The organism is Streptomyces showdoensis, assembly GCF_039535475.1.
GTDB classification, from domain to species: domain Bacteria; phylum Actinomycetota; class Actinomycetes; order Streptomycetales; family Streptomycetaceae; genus Streptomyces; species Streptomyces showdoensis.
This window is the reverse complement of sequence record NZ_BAAAXG010000026.1, coordinates 3,964,451-3,980,138: the sequence shown is the minus strand read 5'-3', so window position 1 is coordinate 3,980,138 and position 15,688 is coordinate 3,964,451. Positions and strand designations below refer to the sequence as shown.

Below are 15,688 nucleotides of genomic sequence, written 5' to 3'. Positions count from 1 at the left end.
CGGCTCGCCTCCGGCCCGGTCCTGGCTCAGGACCGGGGCCGGGCCGAGCCGGCCGGCTCGGCGGGCTCGCGGCTCCCGGGCACCTTCGGCGCGCGGTCCGCTGGCCCCGCCTCCGGGGCGCCGTCCACCGCCGCCCCTCGCACGGCCTCCGGCCCGGTCTCCCGGCCGGTCACCGCCGCGGGCCCCGCGATCCCGGTCACCGCCGCCTGCTCCGCGACCGGCTCCGGCTCCTGGTCCGCGGCGCACTCCATCACCCGCGGCAGCCGCAGCGCCATCAGCGCCCCGAGCAGCAGCAGCCCGGCGCTCACGAACAGGGTCACGTGCAGGCCGTTCACGAAGGCGTGCCGGGCCGCCTGGTGCAGCGCCGCCCCCGCCGGGCCGCCGAGCCGCTCCGCCACCTGGTAGGCCTCGCCGAGCGAGTTCGCGGCGGCCTTCGTGGCATCCGCCGGCACCCCGGGCAGCCCGCCGAGACCGGGCGCGTAGGCCGCGTTCATGACACTGCCGAGCAGCGCGATGCCCATGCCCGCGCCGAGCTGGTACGAGGTCTCGCCGATCGCCGCGGCGCCGCCGGCGCTCTCCACGGGCGCCTCGCTGAGCATCGACTCGTAGGCCGAGAAGAGCGTGGTCTGCAGCCCGAAGCCGAGCAGCACGAAGCCGACGGTGAGCAGCAGCGGGCGGTCGTGCTGTCCCATGAGGACCAGCAGCAGCACCGCGGCGGCGGTCAGCACGAAGCCCCAGCCGACCATCCGGCGCGGTCCGATCCTGCGCAGCGTGTACGAGCCGGTGGCGCCCGCGGCCATGGCGGCGAAGGTCAGCGGCAGCAGCCGCAGCCCGGTCTCCAGGGGGCTGAGCCCGAGGATCAGCTGGAGGTACTGGACGGCGATCAGCTCCAGGCCGACCAGGGCCAGCATGCCCAGCACGATGCAGCCGACCGAGGTGGTGAAGGCCGGCCGGGAGAACAGCCGCATGTCGATCAGCGGGTGGGCGCGCCGCTTCTGCCGCCGCACGAAGAGCACGAGGAGGGCGGCGCCGATCAGCAGCGGGCCCGCGGTGGCCAGGGTGAGCGGGGGATCGCCCGCGCCGAGCCGCTTCACGCCGAGGACGGCGCCGAGGACGCCGGCGGCGGCCATGAGCGCGCCGAGCACGTCCCAGGGGCCGTCGCCGCTGCCCTTGGACTCGGGCAGCAGCCAGCGCCCGAGCGGCAGGATCAGCGCCATCAGCGGGATGTTGATCAGGAAGACCGAACCCCACCAGTAGTGCTCGACCAGGAAGCCGCCGAGCACCGGCCCGGTGGCGGCGCCGATGGCGGCGACCGCCGTCCAGACGCCGATGGCGGTGGCCCGCTCGCGCCGGTCGGGGAAGACCGCGCGGAGGATCGAGAGCGTGGCGGGCATGATCATCGCGCCGCCGACCCCGAGCAGGGCCCGGGCGCCGATCAGGACCTCGGGGGTGGTGGCGAGCGCGGCGACCACGGAGGCGATGCCGAACAGCGCGTAACCGAGGAGCAGCACCCGTCTGCGGCCGACCCGGTCGCCGAGCGTGCCGAAGAGGATCAGCAGCGAGGCACAGATCAGCGGGTAGGCGTCGACGATCCACAGCAGCGCGGTGGAGCTGGGGCGCAGGTCCTCGGTGAGGGAGGGGACGGCGACGTGCAGCACGGTCGCGTCGAGCGCGACGAGCAGCAGACTGACGCAGAGGACGACGAGGACGACCCAGCGGTTGGCGCCGCCGGCAGCGGTTCGGAGCCGCGCTCCGGCCGTGTTCGTCCGCGTCATGTACGTACCTCCCAGTGAAGCCCTCGCGCTCGGCGGGCACCTGCCGGGGCCGGACCCCGGGGCGGCCCGGCATCGACGGGCGAGTGAGCCGTCAGCGTACGCGAGTTCAAGGCCCGAGCGCGTGGCGCAGCTCTCACCCCGGCGGGCCGCGGAGTGTGGCGTACGCCACTCGGGCCGCGCCGCGCGTCGCATGGAATTCCGCGCGGAAGGCCGTTCGGCCAATTGCCCCGGCATTCCCCGGGACCTCAAACAGACTTCCGGAAACACCCGCTCGGCAATAGGGCAGAAGGTCATCCGATTTTCCGACGGGTGACGGGAACAAACGCCCGGCTGAGAGCAACTCCACATCACATCGTCATCACGAAGGCACCGGAACGACCAAGGCCGCTACTCACTCCCTGTAACGTCGATTGGGTGCGTACCGACATCTTTGCCCGGCTGGACCGGGAGCCGGAACCGCCGAAGATAGAGGTCCCGCGGATGACCCGCACGCGTCTCGCCCTCTTCGGCGGGACGTCGGCGTTCTATCTGGCCATCGTCGTCGCCGTACTGCTGTCGACCTGGCTGGTGACCCTCGACTGGAAGATCATGCTGTTCCGGCCCTATCAGCAGTGGCCGGAGCTGCACGCCTTCCTCGACTACTACGTCGTCCTCGGCCAGCGCGGCCCCACGGCCGTGATGGTGGCGGCCTGGCTGGGCTGGCGCTCCTGGCGCCAGCACACGCTGCGACCGCTGCTCTCCCTCGGCGCCGCGCTGCTCCTCCTCAACGTGACCGTCGGCGCGGTCAAGCTCGGACTCGGCCGTCTCGGCCCCCACTACGCGACGCAGGTCGGCTCCGCCGAGCTCTTCGCCGGCGGGGATATATTCCCGTCCGGTCACACCGCGAACGCGGTCGTGACCTGGGGCATCCTGGCCTATCTGGCGACCACGCCGAGGGCCCGGCGCTATCTGTCGGCCCTCTCGGCCGTGGTCGCCCTCGGGGTCGGCCTGACCACCGTCTACCTCGGCACCCACTGGCTCAGCGACGTGCTGCTGGGCTGGGCCGCCGGCCTGCTCATCCTGCTCGCGCTGCCCTGGTGCGAGCCGGTGATCGCGGTGGCCGAGGCCTGGATCCTGGGGCTGCGGGACCGGCTGCGCGAGCAGCTGCGGGCCCGTCGGCGCCTGGTCCCCTCGCTGCCCGTCGCGGCCGGCGGACCGGTGCCCGGACTCTTCCCGCAGCGCCCCACGGGCGCCGAGGAGCCGGTCCGGGAGAAGGTCGGCGCCGGTTCCGGCCGGGCGGCCGCGGGCCGCGCGGCCGGGCTCCCGACCCCGCCGCTCGCCCCGCCCCGCACCCATCACGCGGTGCGCTCGGAGCGCAGCCCGGTCGGTCCGGCCGGCAGCCGCCGGCCGCCGCACTCGCGGCCGGCCACCGGCGGCTGAGCCGCCGCACGGCATGACGGAGGGGCCCCGGCCGGGACGGCCGGGGCCCCTCCGTCACACCCGGGCCCGCGGGCCCGGCGGCTCCGTCAGCCGAGCCAGACGCGCGTGACGACCCCGTCCTCGACCTCGAAGTTGATGCGCCCGGCCAGGTACTCCATGGTCACGATCGAGCCGGGCGGCAGTGAGCGGACGACCCGCCAGCCCCGGTGACGGGCGATGCGCTCGGCATCGTCGGCGGCGAGCCCCACATACGTTTCGGGTGCGTGTTCGGGTGTCATACAGCTCACGTTAGTCCCTTGCCGGTCACGCTTGTGTCACAGGTTCTCGACATATGTTTGACAGGGACCCGCCCGTTCGCACGGGCGGTTTCCGGCCGCCTCTCCGGTATTTATCGGCCCTTCCCCGGAATTCGGGTACGACTGCCGTCCGCCGGAATTCCCGGGCATCCGCCCAGATGCGCGGCTTTCACGTTTTCCGCGCACCGCGCACACACCGTCCGCCGACCGGACGACCCGTCGGTCCGCCTCCCCCGCTTCCCGTCCGGCCCGGCGCATCATCCAGGGATGGCTACCGAGACCGCGGTCGGAACCGCCGAATCCGCACGCCAGCGGCACGGACGGGTCCTGATCGACTGGATCACCACCACCGACCACAAGAAGATCGGTCACCTGTATCTGGCGACCTCGTTCGTCTTCTTCCTGATCGCCGGGGCCCTCGCGATGGTGATGCGGGCCGAGCTGGCCAGACCCGGGCTCCAGCTGGTCTCGAACCTGGAGTTCAACCAGGCCTTCACCCTGCACGGCACGATCATGCTGCTGCTCTTCGCGACCCCCACCTTCGCCGGCTTCGCCAACGAGCTGGTGCCGCTGCAGATCGGCGCCCCCGACGTCGCCTTCCCGCGGCTCAACATGTTCTCGTACTGGCTGTTCCTCTTCGGCGGCCTGATGGTGCTCGGCTCCGCCTTCACCCCCGGCGGCCCGGCCGCCTTCGGGTGGACCGCCTACGCCCCGCTGAACGGCCTGCTGCGCTCGCCCGGCGTGGGCCCCGACCTGTGGATCATGGGGCTCGCGCTCTCCGGCTTCGGCACGATCCTCACCTCGGTGAACTTCCTGGCGACCGTCATCGGGATGCGGGCGCCGGGGATGACGATGTTCCGGATGCCGATCTTCACCTGGAACGTCCTCTTCACCGCGATCCTGGTGCTGATGGCCTTCCCGGTGCTCGCCGCGGCCCTGCTCGTCCTGGAGGCCGACCGGCGGCTGGGCGCGGTGGTCTTCCAGCCGGAGTACGGCGGCGCGCTGCTGTGGCAGCACCTCTTCTGGTTCTTCGGGCACCCCGAGGTCTACATCATCGCCCTGCCGTTCTTCGGCATCATCAGCGAGATCATCCCGGTCTTCTCCCGCAAGCCCATCTTCGGCTACACCACCCTCATCGCCGCCACGATGGCCATCACCGGTCTGTCGGTGGTGGTGTGGGCGCACCACATGTTCGCGACCGGGGCGGTGCTGCTGCCCTTCTTCTCGCTGCTGTCCTTCCTGATCGCGGTGCCCACCGGGGTGAAGTTCTTCAACTGGACCGGCACCATGCTGGGCGGCTCGCTCTCCTTCGAGACCCCGATGCTCTGGGCCACCGGCTTCCTGGTGTCGTTCCTGTTCGGCGGGCTCACCGGGGTGATCCTCGCCTCGCCGCCGATGGACTTCGCCGTCACCGACTCGTACTTCGTGGTCGCCCACTTCCACTACACGGTCTTCGGCACCGTCGTCTTCGCGACCTTCGCCGGCTTCTACTTCTGGTGGCCCAAGTTCACCGGGCGGATGCTCGACGAACGGCTCGGGAAGATGCACTTCTGGACCCTCTTCGTCGGCTTCCACACGACCTTCCTGGTCCAGCACTGGCTCGGCGCCGAGGGGATGCCCCGGCGGTACGCCGACTACCTGGAGGCGGACGGCTTCACCGCGCTCAACACGGTCTCGACCATCGGCGCCTTCCTGCTGGGCGCCTCCACCCTGCCCTTCCTCTACAACGTGTGGCGCACCTGGCGGTACGGGGAGAAGGTCGAGGTCGACGACCCGTGGGGCTACGGGCGCTCGCTGGAGTGGGCGACCTCCTGCCCGCCGCCCCGGCACAACTTCACCTCGGTGCCCCGGATCCGCTCCGAGTCCCCCGCCTTCGACCTGCGCCACCCGGAGTTCGCCGCCTACGAGCGGATGCGGCTCACGAGCCCTCCCCCGGAGCGCCGCCCGGCCGGTCGAGGGCGCGGGACAGCAGGTCCCTGAGCGCGCGGACCCGTTCGGCCAGCTCCGGCGGGTCGACCACCTCGAACTCCAGCCCCATCATCGACACGTGGACGACCATCACCTCCAGGCTGTGGGCGCCGGTGCGCAGCAGGCAGGCGGCGTCCCCGTCCGCCGTCAGCACGCCGTCCATCGGGCCGACCACCGCGGCGGCCTCGGCGAGCGGCACGTGCAGCCGGACCGTGGCCTCCGTCGCGTACGCCGTCGTGGACACGCCCTTGGACACATAGGCGGCCAGGTCCTCGGCGGGCGGCTCGCGGGGCGGGAAGCGGGGGCCGTGCGGCGGCTTGGGCTCGATCCGGTCGGCCCGGAAGGTGCGCCAGTCGCCGCGGTCGACGTCCCAGGCCACCAGGTACCAGCGGCGCTCGCTGCACACCAGGCGGTGCGGCTCGACGGTCCTGCGGGTGGCGGCGCCGTTGTGGTCCCGGTAGGCGAAGCGCAGCAGTTCGGCGTCCCGGCAGGCGTGCGCGAGCTCGGTGAGCACCGCCGGGTCGATCGTGTCCCGCGGGGTGCGCAGCATCGGCACGGTGAAGGCGTTCAGGGCGCTCACCCGGCGCCGAAGCCGCCCGGGCAGCACCTGTTCCAGCTTGGCGAGGGCCCGTACGGAGCTCTCGCCGATGCCCTCGACGCCCTGCCCCGCGGCGGCGCGCAGCCCGACGGCGACGGCGACCGCCTCCTCGTCGTCGAGCAGCAGCGGCGGCAGCTCGGCCCCCGCCCCGAGCTGGTAGCCGCCACCGGTGCCGGGTGTGGCGTTGACCGGGTAGCCGAGCTCGCGCAGCCGGTCGACGTCACGGCGCACGGTCCGCGAGGTCACCCCGAGCCGCGCGGCGAGGTCGGCCCCGGACCACTCGCGATGGGCCTGGAGCAGCGAGAGCAGACGCAGCAGTCGTGCGGAGGTCTCCAACATGCGGGCGAGTCTGCCAGCCCTCGCGGACGGTTACGGTCCTCGATCCGGCCGGATCCGGAGGCCCGGTGAGCCGGGGGCGGCCGGGCCGGCCGTGGGCGACGCCGCGCCTCAGCGCAGGCGGCGGACCAGCCGGCCGGCCGCGGCCTTCGCCGCGTAGCCGGTGTCGAGGAGCGCGCCGACCGCGCGGTGGACGGCGGCGCGGCCGCGCGGGTGGCTCCGGGTCCGGGGACGGACGGCGGCCTCGGCGGCGAGCTCGGTCCAGATCGCCTCGTGGCGGGCGGCGATCGGCACCGGGTCGAAGCGCTCGGACGCGGCGAGCGCCGCCTTCGCCGCGCGGGCCCGGCCCTCGTCGTCGTTGATGAGGGCGAGCAGGGCCGCGCCGACCGCGGCGGTGTCGTCGACGGGGACGAGCCGGCCGTCGACGCCGTCCTCGATGATCTCGCCGGGTCCGTGCGGGCAGTCGGTGGAGACGACCGGGAGGCCGCAGCGCATCGCCTCGACGATGGTCATGCCGAAGGACTCGCGCCGGGAGGTGACCGCGGCGAGCGAGCCCTTGGCCCACTCGGGCTCCATCGGGTGGGCGGTGCCCATGAGGAAGACGTGCGCGCCGAGCTCGCGCCGCTCGATCTGCCGGGCCAGCGTCCGCTTCAGGTTGTCGGAGGCGTCGCCGGTGCCGTAGATCCGCAGCTTCCAGTCGGGGCGGGCGGCGGCCACCTCGGCGAAGGCGTCGATCAGCAGGTCGTACCGCTTGACCGGGGTGAGCCGGCCGGCCGCGACGACGACCTTCGCGGCGGGGTCGGCCGGCGGCACGCCCGGCGCGGGCACGCTGTTGGGCACGGCGTCGACGCGGACGCCGGGCAGGCCGAGCGCCCGGTAGGCACGGGCGTCGGCCTCGGTGACGGTGGTGACGGCGTCCAGGAGCGCGTACTCGTGGGCGATGTCGCGGCGCAGCCGGTAGCTGTGCCCGTCGAGGATCAGGTGCTCCTGGCCGATCAGGACCGGCCCGCGCGGGGCCTGCCGGGCCAGCTGCACGTTGAGGCCGGGGCGGGTGGCGACCACCACGTCCGCGGCGACCGAGGCCAGGTGGGCGCCGATCCGGGCGTCGGTGAGCGCGCTGTACTGCCTCCAGCGCCCGTCGCCGCGCGGGAAGACCCGGGCGGGGCGCCGGAAGTCGGGGTGCCCGCCGTCGTAGCCCGGGCCGTCCTTCCGCAGGTCGACGAGGTGACGCAGGGTCACTCCGGCCGGGAGGCCGAGGATCGGGTCGTCGCGGTGGCGGAACACCGAGACGATCTCCACCTCGTGACGCGTCGCCAGCTGCGCGGCGAGCGTGAACGTGGTCCGGATCGTGCCGCCGATGTGATAGCCGTTGTGGAGCAGGAAAGAGATGCGCATGACGCCTACCGGTTCCCCCCGGTCAAGTGCGTGGTCGGGGCGACTGTACTGCGCCCGCGCGGACACCGTTCACGGCCTGTACGGCAGTTGGGGCACGGTCGCGCAGTCGGTGTCCATGTCCCCCTGCGACACCCAGCCCCGGCCGTCCCGCCAACGGGCCACGGACAGGCAGGTGGAGCGGGTCTTCGGCGGTTCGGCGAGGTGCTCGAAGCGGACCGGCAGCAGCAGCCCCCGCGCGGTGTACGGCTCCGGCCGGTTGACGAACTCCTCGACGCACGCCCGGGAGAGGCGCGCGCCGCAGGACGTCGCCGCGTCGGTGAACCACATCGCCGCGGCCCAGCCCTCCAGCTGCCACTGGGAGAGCGGCCGGTCGCCCATCGCCGCCCGGAACTCCCGCACCGCCGGCCGCCCCGCGTCGTCGTGGTTGCGGCTGGACCCGGTCACGTAGAGCGCCGACCGGCAGCCGGGCGCGGCCGCGTAGTCGCGGGGCACCGAGGAGGACCAGTTCTGCACGTTGGTGACCTTGGCGGTGACGCGGACGCCGAGCGACTCCATCGCCTCGCACAGCCGGGCGTTGCCGTGGGTGTCGAGGGCGTCGAGGACGAGGTCGGCGTGCTGGGCCCGCAGATCGGCCGCCACGGCGCGGAAGTTGGGCAGCGCGAAGTCGACCTGCTCGTCGACGACCCGGTAGCCCTCGGCGCGCAGCCCGTCGGAGACCAGCCGGGCGTACGAGGCGGAGGCGGCCTGGTTGTAGGAGACGACGGCGGCGGTGCGGGCGCCCAGGTGTTCCCGGAACCAGCGGTAGACCTCGGTGCCGCCGTAGAGCACCCCGTTCCAGCCGGGCGCGCGGCCGGTGCGCGGGGCGGAGCTGCCGTAGATCCCGTACAGGTGCGGATAGGTGTCGTAGGCCGGGGTCAGCGGCTGGCCGCCGATGTCGGGGACGCCGGCCCGGGAGACCAGCGGGGCGCCCGCGTAGTCCAGGGCGGTGGTGGCGACCAGCGCGAACACCTTCCGCTCGTCGACCAGCTCGTGCACGCAGGCGTTGTTGCCGACGCCGCTGCCGCCGTCGTCGCAGGTGAGGACCTCGACCTTGCGGCCGTCGATGCCGCCGCGGGCGTTGAGTGCGTCGAAGTAGGCGCGGGCCCCGTCGCGCGGGCCGGTGAAGGCACCGCCGCCGACCGGGCTGGTGGCGCTGGTGATGATGCCGACGCGGAGCGGCTCACCGCCGGAGGGGTGGGCGGTGGGCCGCGTCTCGAAGGCGCGCTCCGGGAGCCGGCTGCCGCAGCCCGCGAGCAGGAGCACGAGCAGGGCGATCAGGGCCGCCACGGCGACGCGCGGCGACGGTGCCGCCTCAGCAGCCGGGAACCTGCGCACCGCTGAGCTGGACCAGGCCGCAGAGGGTCTTCACGGAGACCTTCCAGGTGTCGTTCTGCAGGACGGAGGTGCCCTTGGCGTCGGGGAGGGCGGTGTCGCCGCCGACGAGGAGGTCATAGGTCACCTCGGCGCCGGAGGGCGAGGTGAACGTGACGCCCGTGACCTTGGCGGAGGCCAGACCCGCGGTCTTGTCCGCGGCGAAGGCGCCGATCACGGGGGCCATCTTGTCGCCGTTCTCCAGGAGCTCGATCCTCTCGTTCAGCGGGGTCTTCGGGTCGAAGAAGGCGGTCCAGTTCCTGGTGATCTCCGCCTTGGCGGCGACCGGGTCGGCGGGTCCGCTCGCCGAGGCGGGCGCGGTGGTGCCGCTCTGGCCGGAGCCGGAGCCGCCGTCGTCCGAGCAGCTCACGAGTGCCGGGGCCAGCAGCAGCGTCGCGGCGGCGGCGAGCACGGCGGCGCGTCGACGGGGTCGTAGGCGTCGTCGGCTTCGCAGAACCATCTGGCTCACCACCGGATGTCCGTGCAGGCCGGGCGGCCTGATGATTCCAGGGTGTGCCGATTCGGGGCATAGTGCAAGAAACCAGACAGATCGGCGAGGGAGGGTCCCGTGCCGTCGACATCCCGGATCCTGCTGTGGGGCGGACTCGCGGCGGCCGCCGGGGGCGCGGTGCTCTGCGCGCTCGGCTGGTACGGGATCTCGGGCGAACGTTTCGCGGAACGGCAGCTGCCGTACCTGGCCTCGTGCACGGTGCCGGGCGCGGCGCTGATCGTCGCGGGAGCGGTCCTGCTGGCGGCGGGCGCCCGGGCCACCGCCCCGGACCGCCCGCGCGCACCGCGGCCGGCCCCCGCCTCCGCTCCCCCGCCCTCCTCCGTCGGCCCCCCGCTCCGCGTGCCCGGCGGGACGCTCGCGCACCGGCCGGACTGCCCGCTGGTGGCGGCGCGGCCGGAGGCGGTGCCGGTGGGGGACGCGGAGCTGGACCCCTGCCCGGTGTGCGAGCCATGGCCTCGCTGACGTACGAGCTGACGCTCGCCGGCCTGGCGGTGGGCAGCGCGGCGGCGCTCACCGGCATCGGTCTGATCGTCACCCACCGGGCGACCGGCGTGCTGAACCTGGCCCACGGCGCGATCGCGATGGTCTGCGCCTACGTGCTGCGGCAGCTGGTCGTGGAATGGCACTGGCCGCTGCCGCTCGGCGCCCTGTTCACCCTCCTTCTGGTGGCGCCGGGCCTCGGGCTCGTCCTGGACCGGCTGGTGTTCCGCCCGCTCGCCCTGGCCGGCGCGGGCCCGGCCCAGACCCTGGTGGCCTCGATCGGCGTGTTCGTCCTGCTCGTCGGCGTGGCGGCGCTGGTCTGGGGCACCGGCGCCCGCGCGGACGCGCCGGTGCTGCTCGGCGACGACCCGTGGGCCCAGCTCGCGGCGGTGGTGGCGCTCGCCTGCCTGGTCGGGGCGGTGACGCGGTGGACCCGGTTCGGCCGGGAGCTGCGGGCGGTCGTGGACAACCGGCCGCTCGCGAGGGTCTCCGGCATCGCCGCGGACCGGGTGTCGGCGGCGGGCTGGGCCTTCGGCGCGTTCACGGCGGGCCTCACCGGGGTGCTCCTCGTGCCGTACGTGCGGCTGGACCCGTACGGGATGCCGCTGCTGGTGGTCGAGGCGATCGCGGTCGCGGTGGTGGCCCGGATGCGGAGCCTGCCGGTGGCGGTGCTGACCGGGCTCGCGCTGGGCGTGGCCCAGGCCCAGCTCACCCGGCTGCACCCGGAGGGCTGGGCGGGCCCGCTCGTCCAGGCGGTCGGGGCGAACCTCTTCGTGGTGGCGCTCCTGGTGGCGGCGCTGGTGCTGCCCGGGGTGGGCGGCGGGGACACGCTGCCGCCGGCGACGACCGCGGGCCGCACCCCGCCGGGCCTGTGGCTGACCGCGGGCGTCCTGCTGCTCCTGCCGCTGGGCTTCGGCGGCACCGACCTGACCACGGCGGTCCAGGTGCCGGCGCTGGCGACGGTGCTGCTCTCCCTCGTGGTCGTCTCCGGGCGGGCCGGCCAGATCGCACTGGGCCAGACGGCGTACGCGGGCCTGGGCGCCCTCTTCACCGCCCTGCTGGCCGCGGCCGGCCTGCCGGAGCTGGTGGCGCTGGGGACGGCCGTGCTGTGCGTGGCCCCGCTGGGCCTGCTGACCGGCTGGCCCGCGATCCGCCGGCACGGCCTCGCGCTGGCCCTCGCCACGCTGGCGGTGGGCGTGGCGGTCAGCCGCTTCGTCTTCGCGCAGCCGTACGCCACGGCGGGCCTGAGCTCCCTCGCCCGCCCCGCCGGCTTCGCCGACGACCGCGCGTACTACGTGCTGGAGCTCCTGGTGCTGGCCGCCTGCCTGCTCCTGGTGGCGGCGCTGCGCCGGGGCCGCACGGGCCGCGCGCTGGCCGCCCTGCGCGACCACGAGCCCGGCGCGGAGGCGGCGGGCGTCCGCGTCGCCGGACTCAAGCTCCTCGCCTTCGTCCTGGGCGCGGCACTGGCGGCCCTGGGCGGCGGCCTGCTGAGCATGGGCCGGCGCGCCTTCGACCCCGAGGCGTACGACCCGGTGCGCGGCCTCCTGTGGTTCGCCGCCGTCCTGGTCCTGGGCGCCGACACCCTCCTCACCCCCGTCCTGGCCGCCGCCCTCCTCGTCGGCCTGGACTCCGGCACCCACGCGGGCGTGGCGGCGGCGGCGATCGGCGTCCTGGCCGCCCTGACGGGCAGGATCCCGCCCCTCCTGAGCGGCCTGGGCCGAGGAGGGGAGCGGCGGACCGGGGCAGGCGGGCCGGAAGCGGCGGACTTGCGGCGCGACACGGGCCCGCTGGGCACCACGGGCCCGCGGCACGGCACGGACTTGCGGCACGGCACGGACTTGCGGCACGCCCCGGACTCGCCGGGCCCGGCGAGCGCGCCGCCGGTGCCGAACCCGCCCCGGCCGGCCCGTCCCGAAGCGCCACCGCCCTCCCCCCACCGGCCCGCTGCCGCCGACGGCGCGACACCCGCCACGGGGAGACCCTCACCTCTGCCCGCCCACCGCACGGGTGGTGCGGGCGAGGACCCCCGCCCGTCCGGAGGCCGGGCGCACCCCCACCGGCCCGCGCCCGCCCACGCGACCGCGCCCCCTCCGGGACGGCCGCCCGCCGCCCAGGCGACCGCACCCCCAGCGGGAAGACGCCCCGCACCCCCCACCGGCCCCCTCCACGCCCACCGCCTCACCCTCACCTACCCCGGCGGCCTCACCGCCCTCCACACCGTCACCCTCACCCTCCGCCCCGCCCAGATCACCGCCCTCGTCGGCCCCAACGGCGCGGGCAAGAGCACCCTGTTCGACTGCCTCGCGGGGACCCTGCGCCCCACCTCCGGCCGGATCGCCCTCGGCCGGGCCGACATCACCGCCCGCCCCGCCCACGCCCGTGCCCGGCTGGGCATCGGCCGGACCTTCCAGCAGCTCGCCGTGTTCCCGTCCCTCACCGTGGAGGAGAACGTCGGGGTCGGCGCGGAGCAGGGCGGCCGGGCCGCCGCAGGGGCCGTCGAGCAGGCCCTGCGCCTGGTCGGGCTCGCGGGGCCGGTGCGGCACCGGGCGGCCGCGGGGCTGCCGACCGGGACGCTGCGCCGGGTCGAGCTGGCCCGGGCCCTGGCGGGCCGCCCGCACACGCTGCTGCTCGACGAGCCGGCGGCCGGCCTGGACGCAGACGAGACGGCGGCCCTGGCCCGGATCCTCGCCGCCCTCGCCGCCGACGGCCTGACCGTGCTGGTCGTCGAGCACGACCCGGACCTCGTCGCCGGCCTCGCCCGTACCGTCCACACCATGGAAGGCGGCCGGATCGTGTCATGAGCGTCGAGATCGCCCTGCGCGCCGCCCGGGTCCGCTACGGCCCCCTGGAGGCCCTGCACGGCCTCGACCTGGCGCTGCCCGCAGGCACCGTCACCGTGCTGCTGGGACGCAACGGCGCGGGCCGCAGCTCCGCGCTGCGCGCCCTCGCCGGGACGGTGCCGCTCGCGGCGGGGCGGGTGGAATGGCGGGGCACCGACGTGACCCGGCTGCCGGCCCATGAACGCGCCCGCCGCGGCCTGTGCTTCGTACCGGATCTGCGGGCGGTGTACGCGACCCTCACCGTCGCCGAGAACCTGGACCTCGCGGCGCCCGGCCGCCGGGACGAGGCGCTCGCCGCCTACCCCGAACTGGCGCCGCTGCTCACCCACCGCGCCGGGACCCTGTCCGGCGGCGAGCGCCGGATGCTCGCGCTCACCCGGGCCCTGCTCTCCGACGCCCGCGTGGTGCTGGTGGACGAGCCGTCGCTGGGCCTGTCGGCGCCGGTGGCCGAGCGCACGTACGGGCTGCTCGCCGCCCTCGCCCGCCCGGGCGGAGCGGGCGGCGCCGCCGTCGTCCTGGCCGAGCAGCGGCTCCCGCCGGGGCTGCCGCCGGGCTCGGTGGCGTACGAGCTGCGCCGCGGCTCCCTCGCGTCGGCCGGGGAGGTCCTGTCCACGGACGCGCCGTGAGGGGCGTCTCGTCGATCGCGCCGGGCTCGCGGCCCGCCGGTCGGGCCACCGCCTCAGGGCAGCCGCAGCAGCGTGCCGACCATCAGCCGGTTCGGGTCCGGTCCGATCGCCGCGCGGTTCGCCGCGTACAGCGCCTCCCAGCCGCCCTTCACGGAGAACCGACGGGCGATCGTGCTGAGCGTGTCCCCGGCCTGGACGACGTGCGCGCGGCCGCTCAGCCCGTACCGCTTCGAGCAGACCGGCCACGCGCCCCAGCCCTGGGTGCGCAGGACGTCCTCGGCGACGGCGATCTGCTGCGCGCGGGTCGCGAGGTCGGCGCGCGGGGCGTACGTGAGCCCGCCGAACTCGCGCCAGGTGGGGGGCCAGAACTGGAGCCCGCCGTAGAAGCCGTTGCCGGTGTTCGCCGCCCACCGCCCACCGCTCTCGCACTCGGCGACGCAGCCCCACGGCCACTGGTCCTTCACGCAGGCCTCGACCGGCGAGGGGGCCGCGGCCGCTTCGGCGACCGCGCCCGGGGCGAGGAGCGCGACGACTAGGGCGGCACCGACGGCACCGGCCGTCGCATATCGGATCTTCGACATCGGCGCAGGCTAGGCAGGCGCCGCGGCCGCCCGGCCCGTGCCGCGCGGAACGCCGTTCACATGCCACCCGGTCGGCGTCACACAAGTTGCCGGGCGCCCACGCGTGACCCCGGCCGAGCCTTGCCCGTTGAAGTCGGCATGAGACGCCCGGGAACCGCCCGGCCGTCGCACGCACCGAGTCCAGGGAGCCCCCCGTGCCGCGCATGCTCGACGTCAGCGAGGACGTACGCGCCGAGATCGGCGACGAAGAAGCCGACCGGCTGCTCGCCGGCGACAACGCCCCGGGCAGCTACGACTGCACCTCCTGCCGCACGCCGGGCGATTCCGAGCAGGAGCGCACCAGCACGGTGCTGTTCGTCGGCGACGAGACCGCCGTCCTCGCCTTCGCCCACGCCAGCTGCATCCCGTCCCAGGTCGTCCGGGTCGAGGAGGCGCAGCTCCAGGGCGCGGTGGCCTCCATCGCGGCGGCGGACGCGGCCGACTCGCTGGCCGTGGCCCACCCGGAGCAGGCGGTGCTCGGCGTCACCAGCGGTCTGGTGCTGATCGACGGCGAGCTGCACCCGGCGCTCGTGGTGGAGCCGACCGCCCCGGTCGCCCGCCCGGGCTCGGAGGGGCTGACCGACGAGTTCCTGCCGCTGCTGGCGGAGCAGGGCTTCCAGCAGGTCGTGGACATGAACCGGAAGCCGGCCCCGCTGCCGGGCTGGTCCGTCCTGGTCGCCATGGGCCAGCTGCACTCCGTGCTGCAGCCGGGCACGGGCGGCAACGGGCAGGTCGCCTGGTGGCAGGCGCACCAGCCGCTCCAGGTCACCGAGGGCTGGCGGGCCGCGGCCAACAAGTCGCACACGGTGCTGGTCTTCGCCGCCCCGGTCGGCTCGATCGGCCAGCAGCCGCGCGAGGACCTGCTCCGGGACGCCCTGGAGAAGGCCGCGGCCAACGGGCGTCTGGTGGCCGCCGCCATGCCGCTGGCCGGTACGTGATGGAGGACCGGCCGGGCATAGGGCCGGCGCGCGTGCCGGGCGTCCCGACCGTGCCTCGCCCGCGTCGGGCTCCTCTTTCCGAGGGCCGCCCGCATCTCGCGGACGGCGGGGTCGTTGGCACCTACGTGCACCCATACGACCCTTTCCGCCAGCAGTATCCGAGTCCGATCCCGTCCATGCGCCCGGCCCAGGACGTGTCGGCGGGACCTTCGGCGACGCCGATCTACGACGCCCTGTACTCCGAGTACCGGCGGTCGTTCCGCACGCTGCCGGGCGACCGCAGCGGCGAGGAGGAGCTGAGCTTCCGGTCCTTCGGGGCGGGGACGCACGGCCAGGGACACGGCCACGGGCAGCGGCACGCGGGCTGGTCGGCGTACGCGCTGCCACCGGGGCCCCGGACCAGCCTGTAGGGACGCGCACGTACGGCGGAGGGCCGGGGCGGATCGATCCGCCCCGGCCCTCCGCCGTACGTTCCG

At 75.0% G+C, this 15,688-nt stretch carries 14 protein-coding genes; 7 read left to right on the top strand and 7 right to left on the bottom strand.

All coding sequences use genetic code 11. From position 1 onward, the window contains the following. Positions 1–26: 26 nt before the first annotated feature. Positions 27–1,775: an MFS transporter gene (locus tag ABD981_RS31250; protein ID WP_046909501.1), complete on the bottom strand. Its 1,749-nt coding sequence runs from the start codon at positions 1,773–1,775 to the stop codon at positions 27–29. Positions 1,776–2,189: 414 nt separating this feature from the next. Here ABD981_RS31250 and ABD981_RS31245 point away from each other — a divergent pair, with 414 nt between their 5' ends. Continuing rightward, on the top strand, positions 2,190–3,194 hold the full coding sequence (locus tag ABD981_RS31245; protein WP_046909502.1) for a phosphatase PAP2 family protein: 1,005 nt from the start codon (positions 2,190–2,192) through the stop codon (positions 3,192–3,194). An 86-nt stretch (positions 3,195–3,280) separates the two neighbouring features. Here the strand turns inward: ABD981_RS31245 and ABD981_RS31240 are convergent, their stop codons facing one another. Further along, a complete protein-coding gene (locus ABD981_RS31240) occupies positions 3,281–3,472 on the bottom strand; it encodes an I78 family peptidase inhibitor (protein WP_046909503.1) in 192 nt (63 codons plus the stop codon). Positions 3,473–3,757: 285 nt separating this feature from the next. Between ABD981_RS31240 and ctaD the strand changes: the two genes are divergently transcribed. Next, positions 3,758–5,470, top strand: coding sequence for an aa3-type cytochrome oxidase subunit I (gene ctaD / locus ABD981_RS31235; RefSeq protein ID WP_046909504.1), 1,713 nt, complete (start codon positions 3,758–3,760; stop codon positions 5,468–5,470). Here the strand turns inward: ctaD and ABD981_RS31230 are convergent. The 4 genes from ABD981_RS31230 to ABD981_RS31215 all read right to left on the bottom strand — a co-directional run bounded on the left by ABD981_RS31230 (position 5,409) and on the right by ABD981_RS31215 (position 9,657). Next, positions 5,409–6,395, bottom strand: coding sequence for a helix-turn-helix transcriptional regulator (locus ABD981_RS31230; protein ID WP_046909505.1), 987 nt, complete (start codon positions 6,393–6,395; stop codon positions 5,409–5,411). The genes ctaD and ABD981_RS31230 overlap by 62 nt on opposite strands. A gap of 108 nt (positions 6,396–6,503) precedes the next feature. After that, positions 6,504–7,787 (bottom strand): glycosyltransferase, encoded by a 1,284-nt coding sequence (locus ABD981_RS31225; protein WP_046909506.1) that lies wholly within the window; start codon positions 7,785–7,787, stop codon positions 6,504–6,506. Positions 7,788–7,856: 69 nt separating this feature from the next. Further along, on the bottom strand, positions 7,857–9,161 hold the full coding sequence (locus ABD981_RS31220) for an ABC transporter substrate-binding protein (protein WP_046909507.1): 1,305 nt from the start codon (positions 9,159–9,161) through the stop codon (positions 7,857–7,859). Next, positions 9,139–9,657 (bottom strand): MTB12 C-terminal domain-containing protein, encoded by a 519-nt coding sequence (locus ABD981_RS31215; RefSeq protein ID WP_046909549.1) that lies wholly within the window; start codon positions 9,655–9,657, stop codon positions 9,139–9,141. The genes ABD981_RS31220 and ABD981_RS31215 overlap by 23 nt, the downstream gene beginning before the upstream one ends. A gap of 108 nt (positions 9,658–9,765) precedes the next feature. Here ABD981_RS31215 and ABD981_RS31210 point away from each other — a divergent pair, with 108 nt between their 5' ends. Genes ABD981_RS31210 through ABD981_RS31200 form a run of 3 tightly spaced genes read left to right on the top strand, consistent with a single transcriptional unit; the run spans position 9,766 to position 13,654 of the window. After that, positions 9,766–10,170 carry a hypothetical protein gene (locus tag ABD981_RS31210; protein ID WP_046909508.1) on the top strand — a complete coding sequence of 135 codons (405 nt, stop codon included), beginning with the start codon at positions 9,766–9,768 and terminating at the stop codon, positions 10,168–10,170. Then, positions 10,158–12,989 (top strand): ABC transporter permease subunit, encoded by a 2,832-nt coding sequence (locus ABD981_RS31205; RefSeq protein WP_046909509.1) that lies wholly within the window; start codon positions 10,158–10,160, stop codon positions 12,987–12,989. The genes ABD981_RS31210 and ABD981_RS31205 overlap by 13 nt, the downstream gene beginning before the upstream one ends. Then, positions 12,986–13,654: an ATP-binding cassette domain-containing protein gene (locus tag ABD981_RS31200; protein WP_046909510.1), complete on the top strand. Its 669-nt coding sequence runs from the start codon at positions 12,986–12,988 to the stop codon at positions 13,652–13,654. The genes ABD981_RS31205 and ABD981_RS31200 overlap by 4 nt, the downstream gene beginning before the upstream one ends. Before the next feature lie 53 nt (positions 13,655–13,707). Here the strand turns inward: ABD981_RS31200 and ABD981_RS31195 are convergent, their stop codons facing one another. After that, complete coding sequence (locus ABD981_RS31195) at positions 13,708–14,235, bottom strand: LysM peptidoglycan-binding domain-containing protein (RefSeq protein ID WP_123954740.1); 528 nt, start codon at positions 14,233–14,235, stop codon at positions 13,708–13,710. A gap of 194 nt (positions 14,236–14,429) precedes the next feature. On the opposite strand from ABD981_RS31195, the gene ABD981_RS31190 reads away from it, so the two are divergent. Next, positions 14,430–15,212, top strand: a complete 783-nt coding sequence (locus tag ABD981_RS31190) for a hypothetical protein (RefSeq protein ID WP_046909511.1) — start codon at positions 14,430–14,432, stop codon at positions 15,210–15,212. Positions 15,213–15,388: 176 nt separating this feature from the next. Then, on the top strand, positions 15,389–15,622 hold the full coding sequence (locus tag ABD981_RS31185) for a hypothetical protein (protein WP_240495327.1): 234 nt from the start codon (positions 15,389–15,391) through the stop codon (positions 15,620–15,622). Positions 15,623–15,688: the final 66 nt, after the last annotated feature.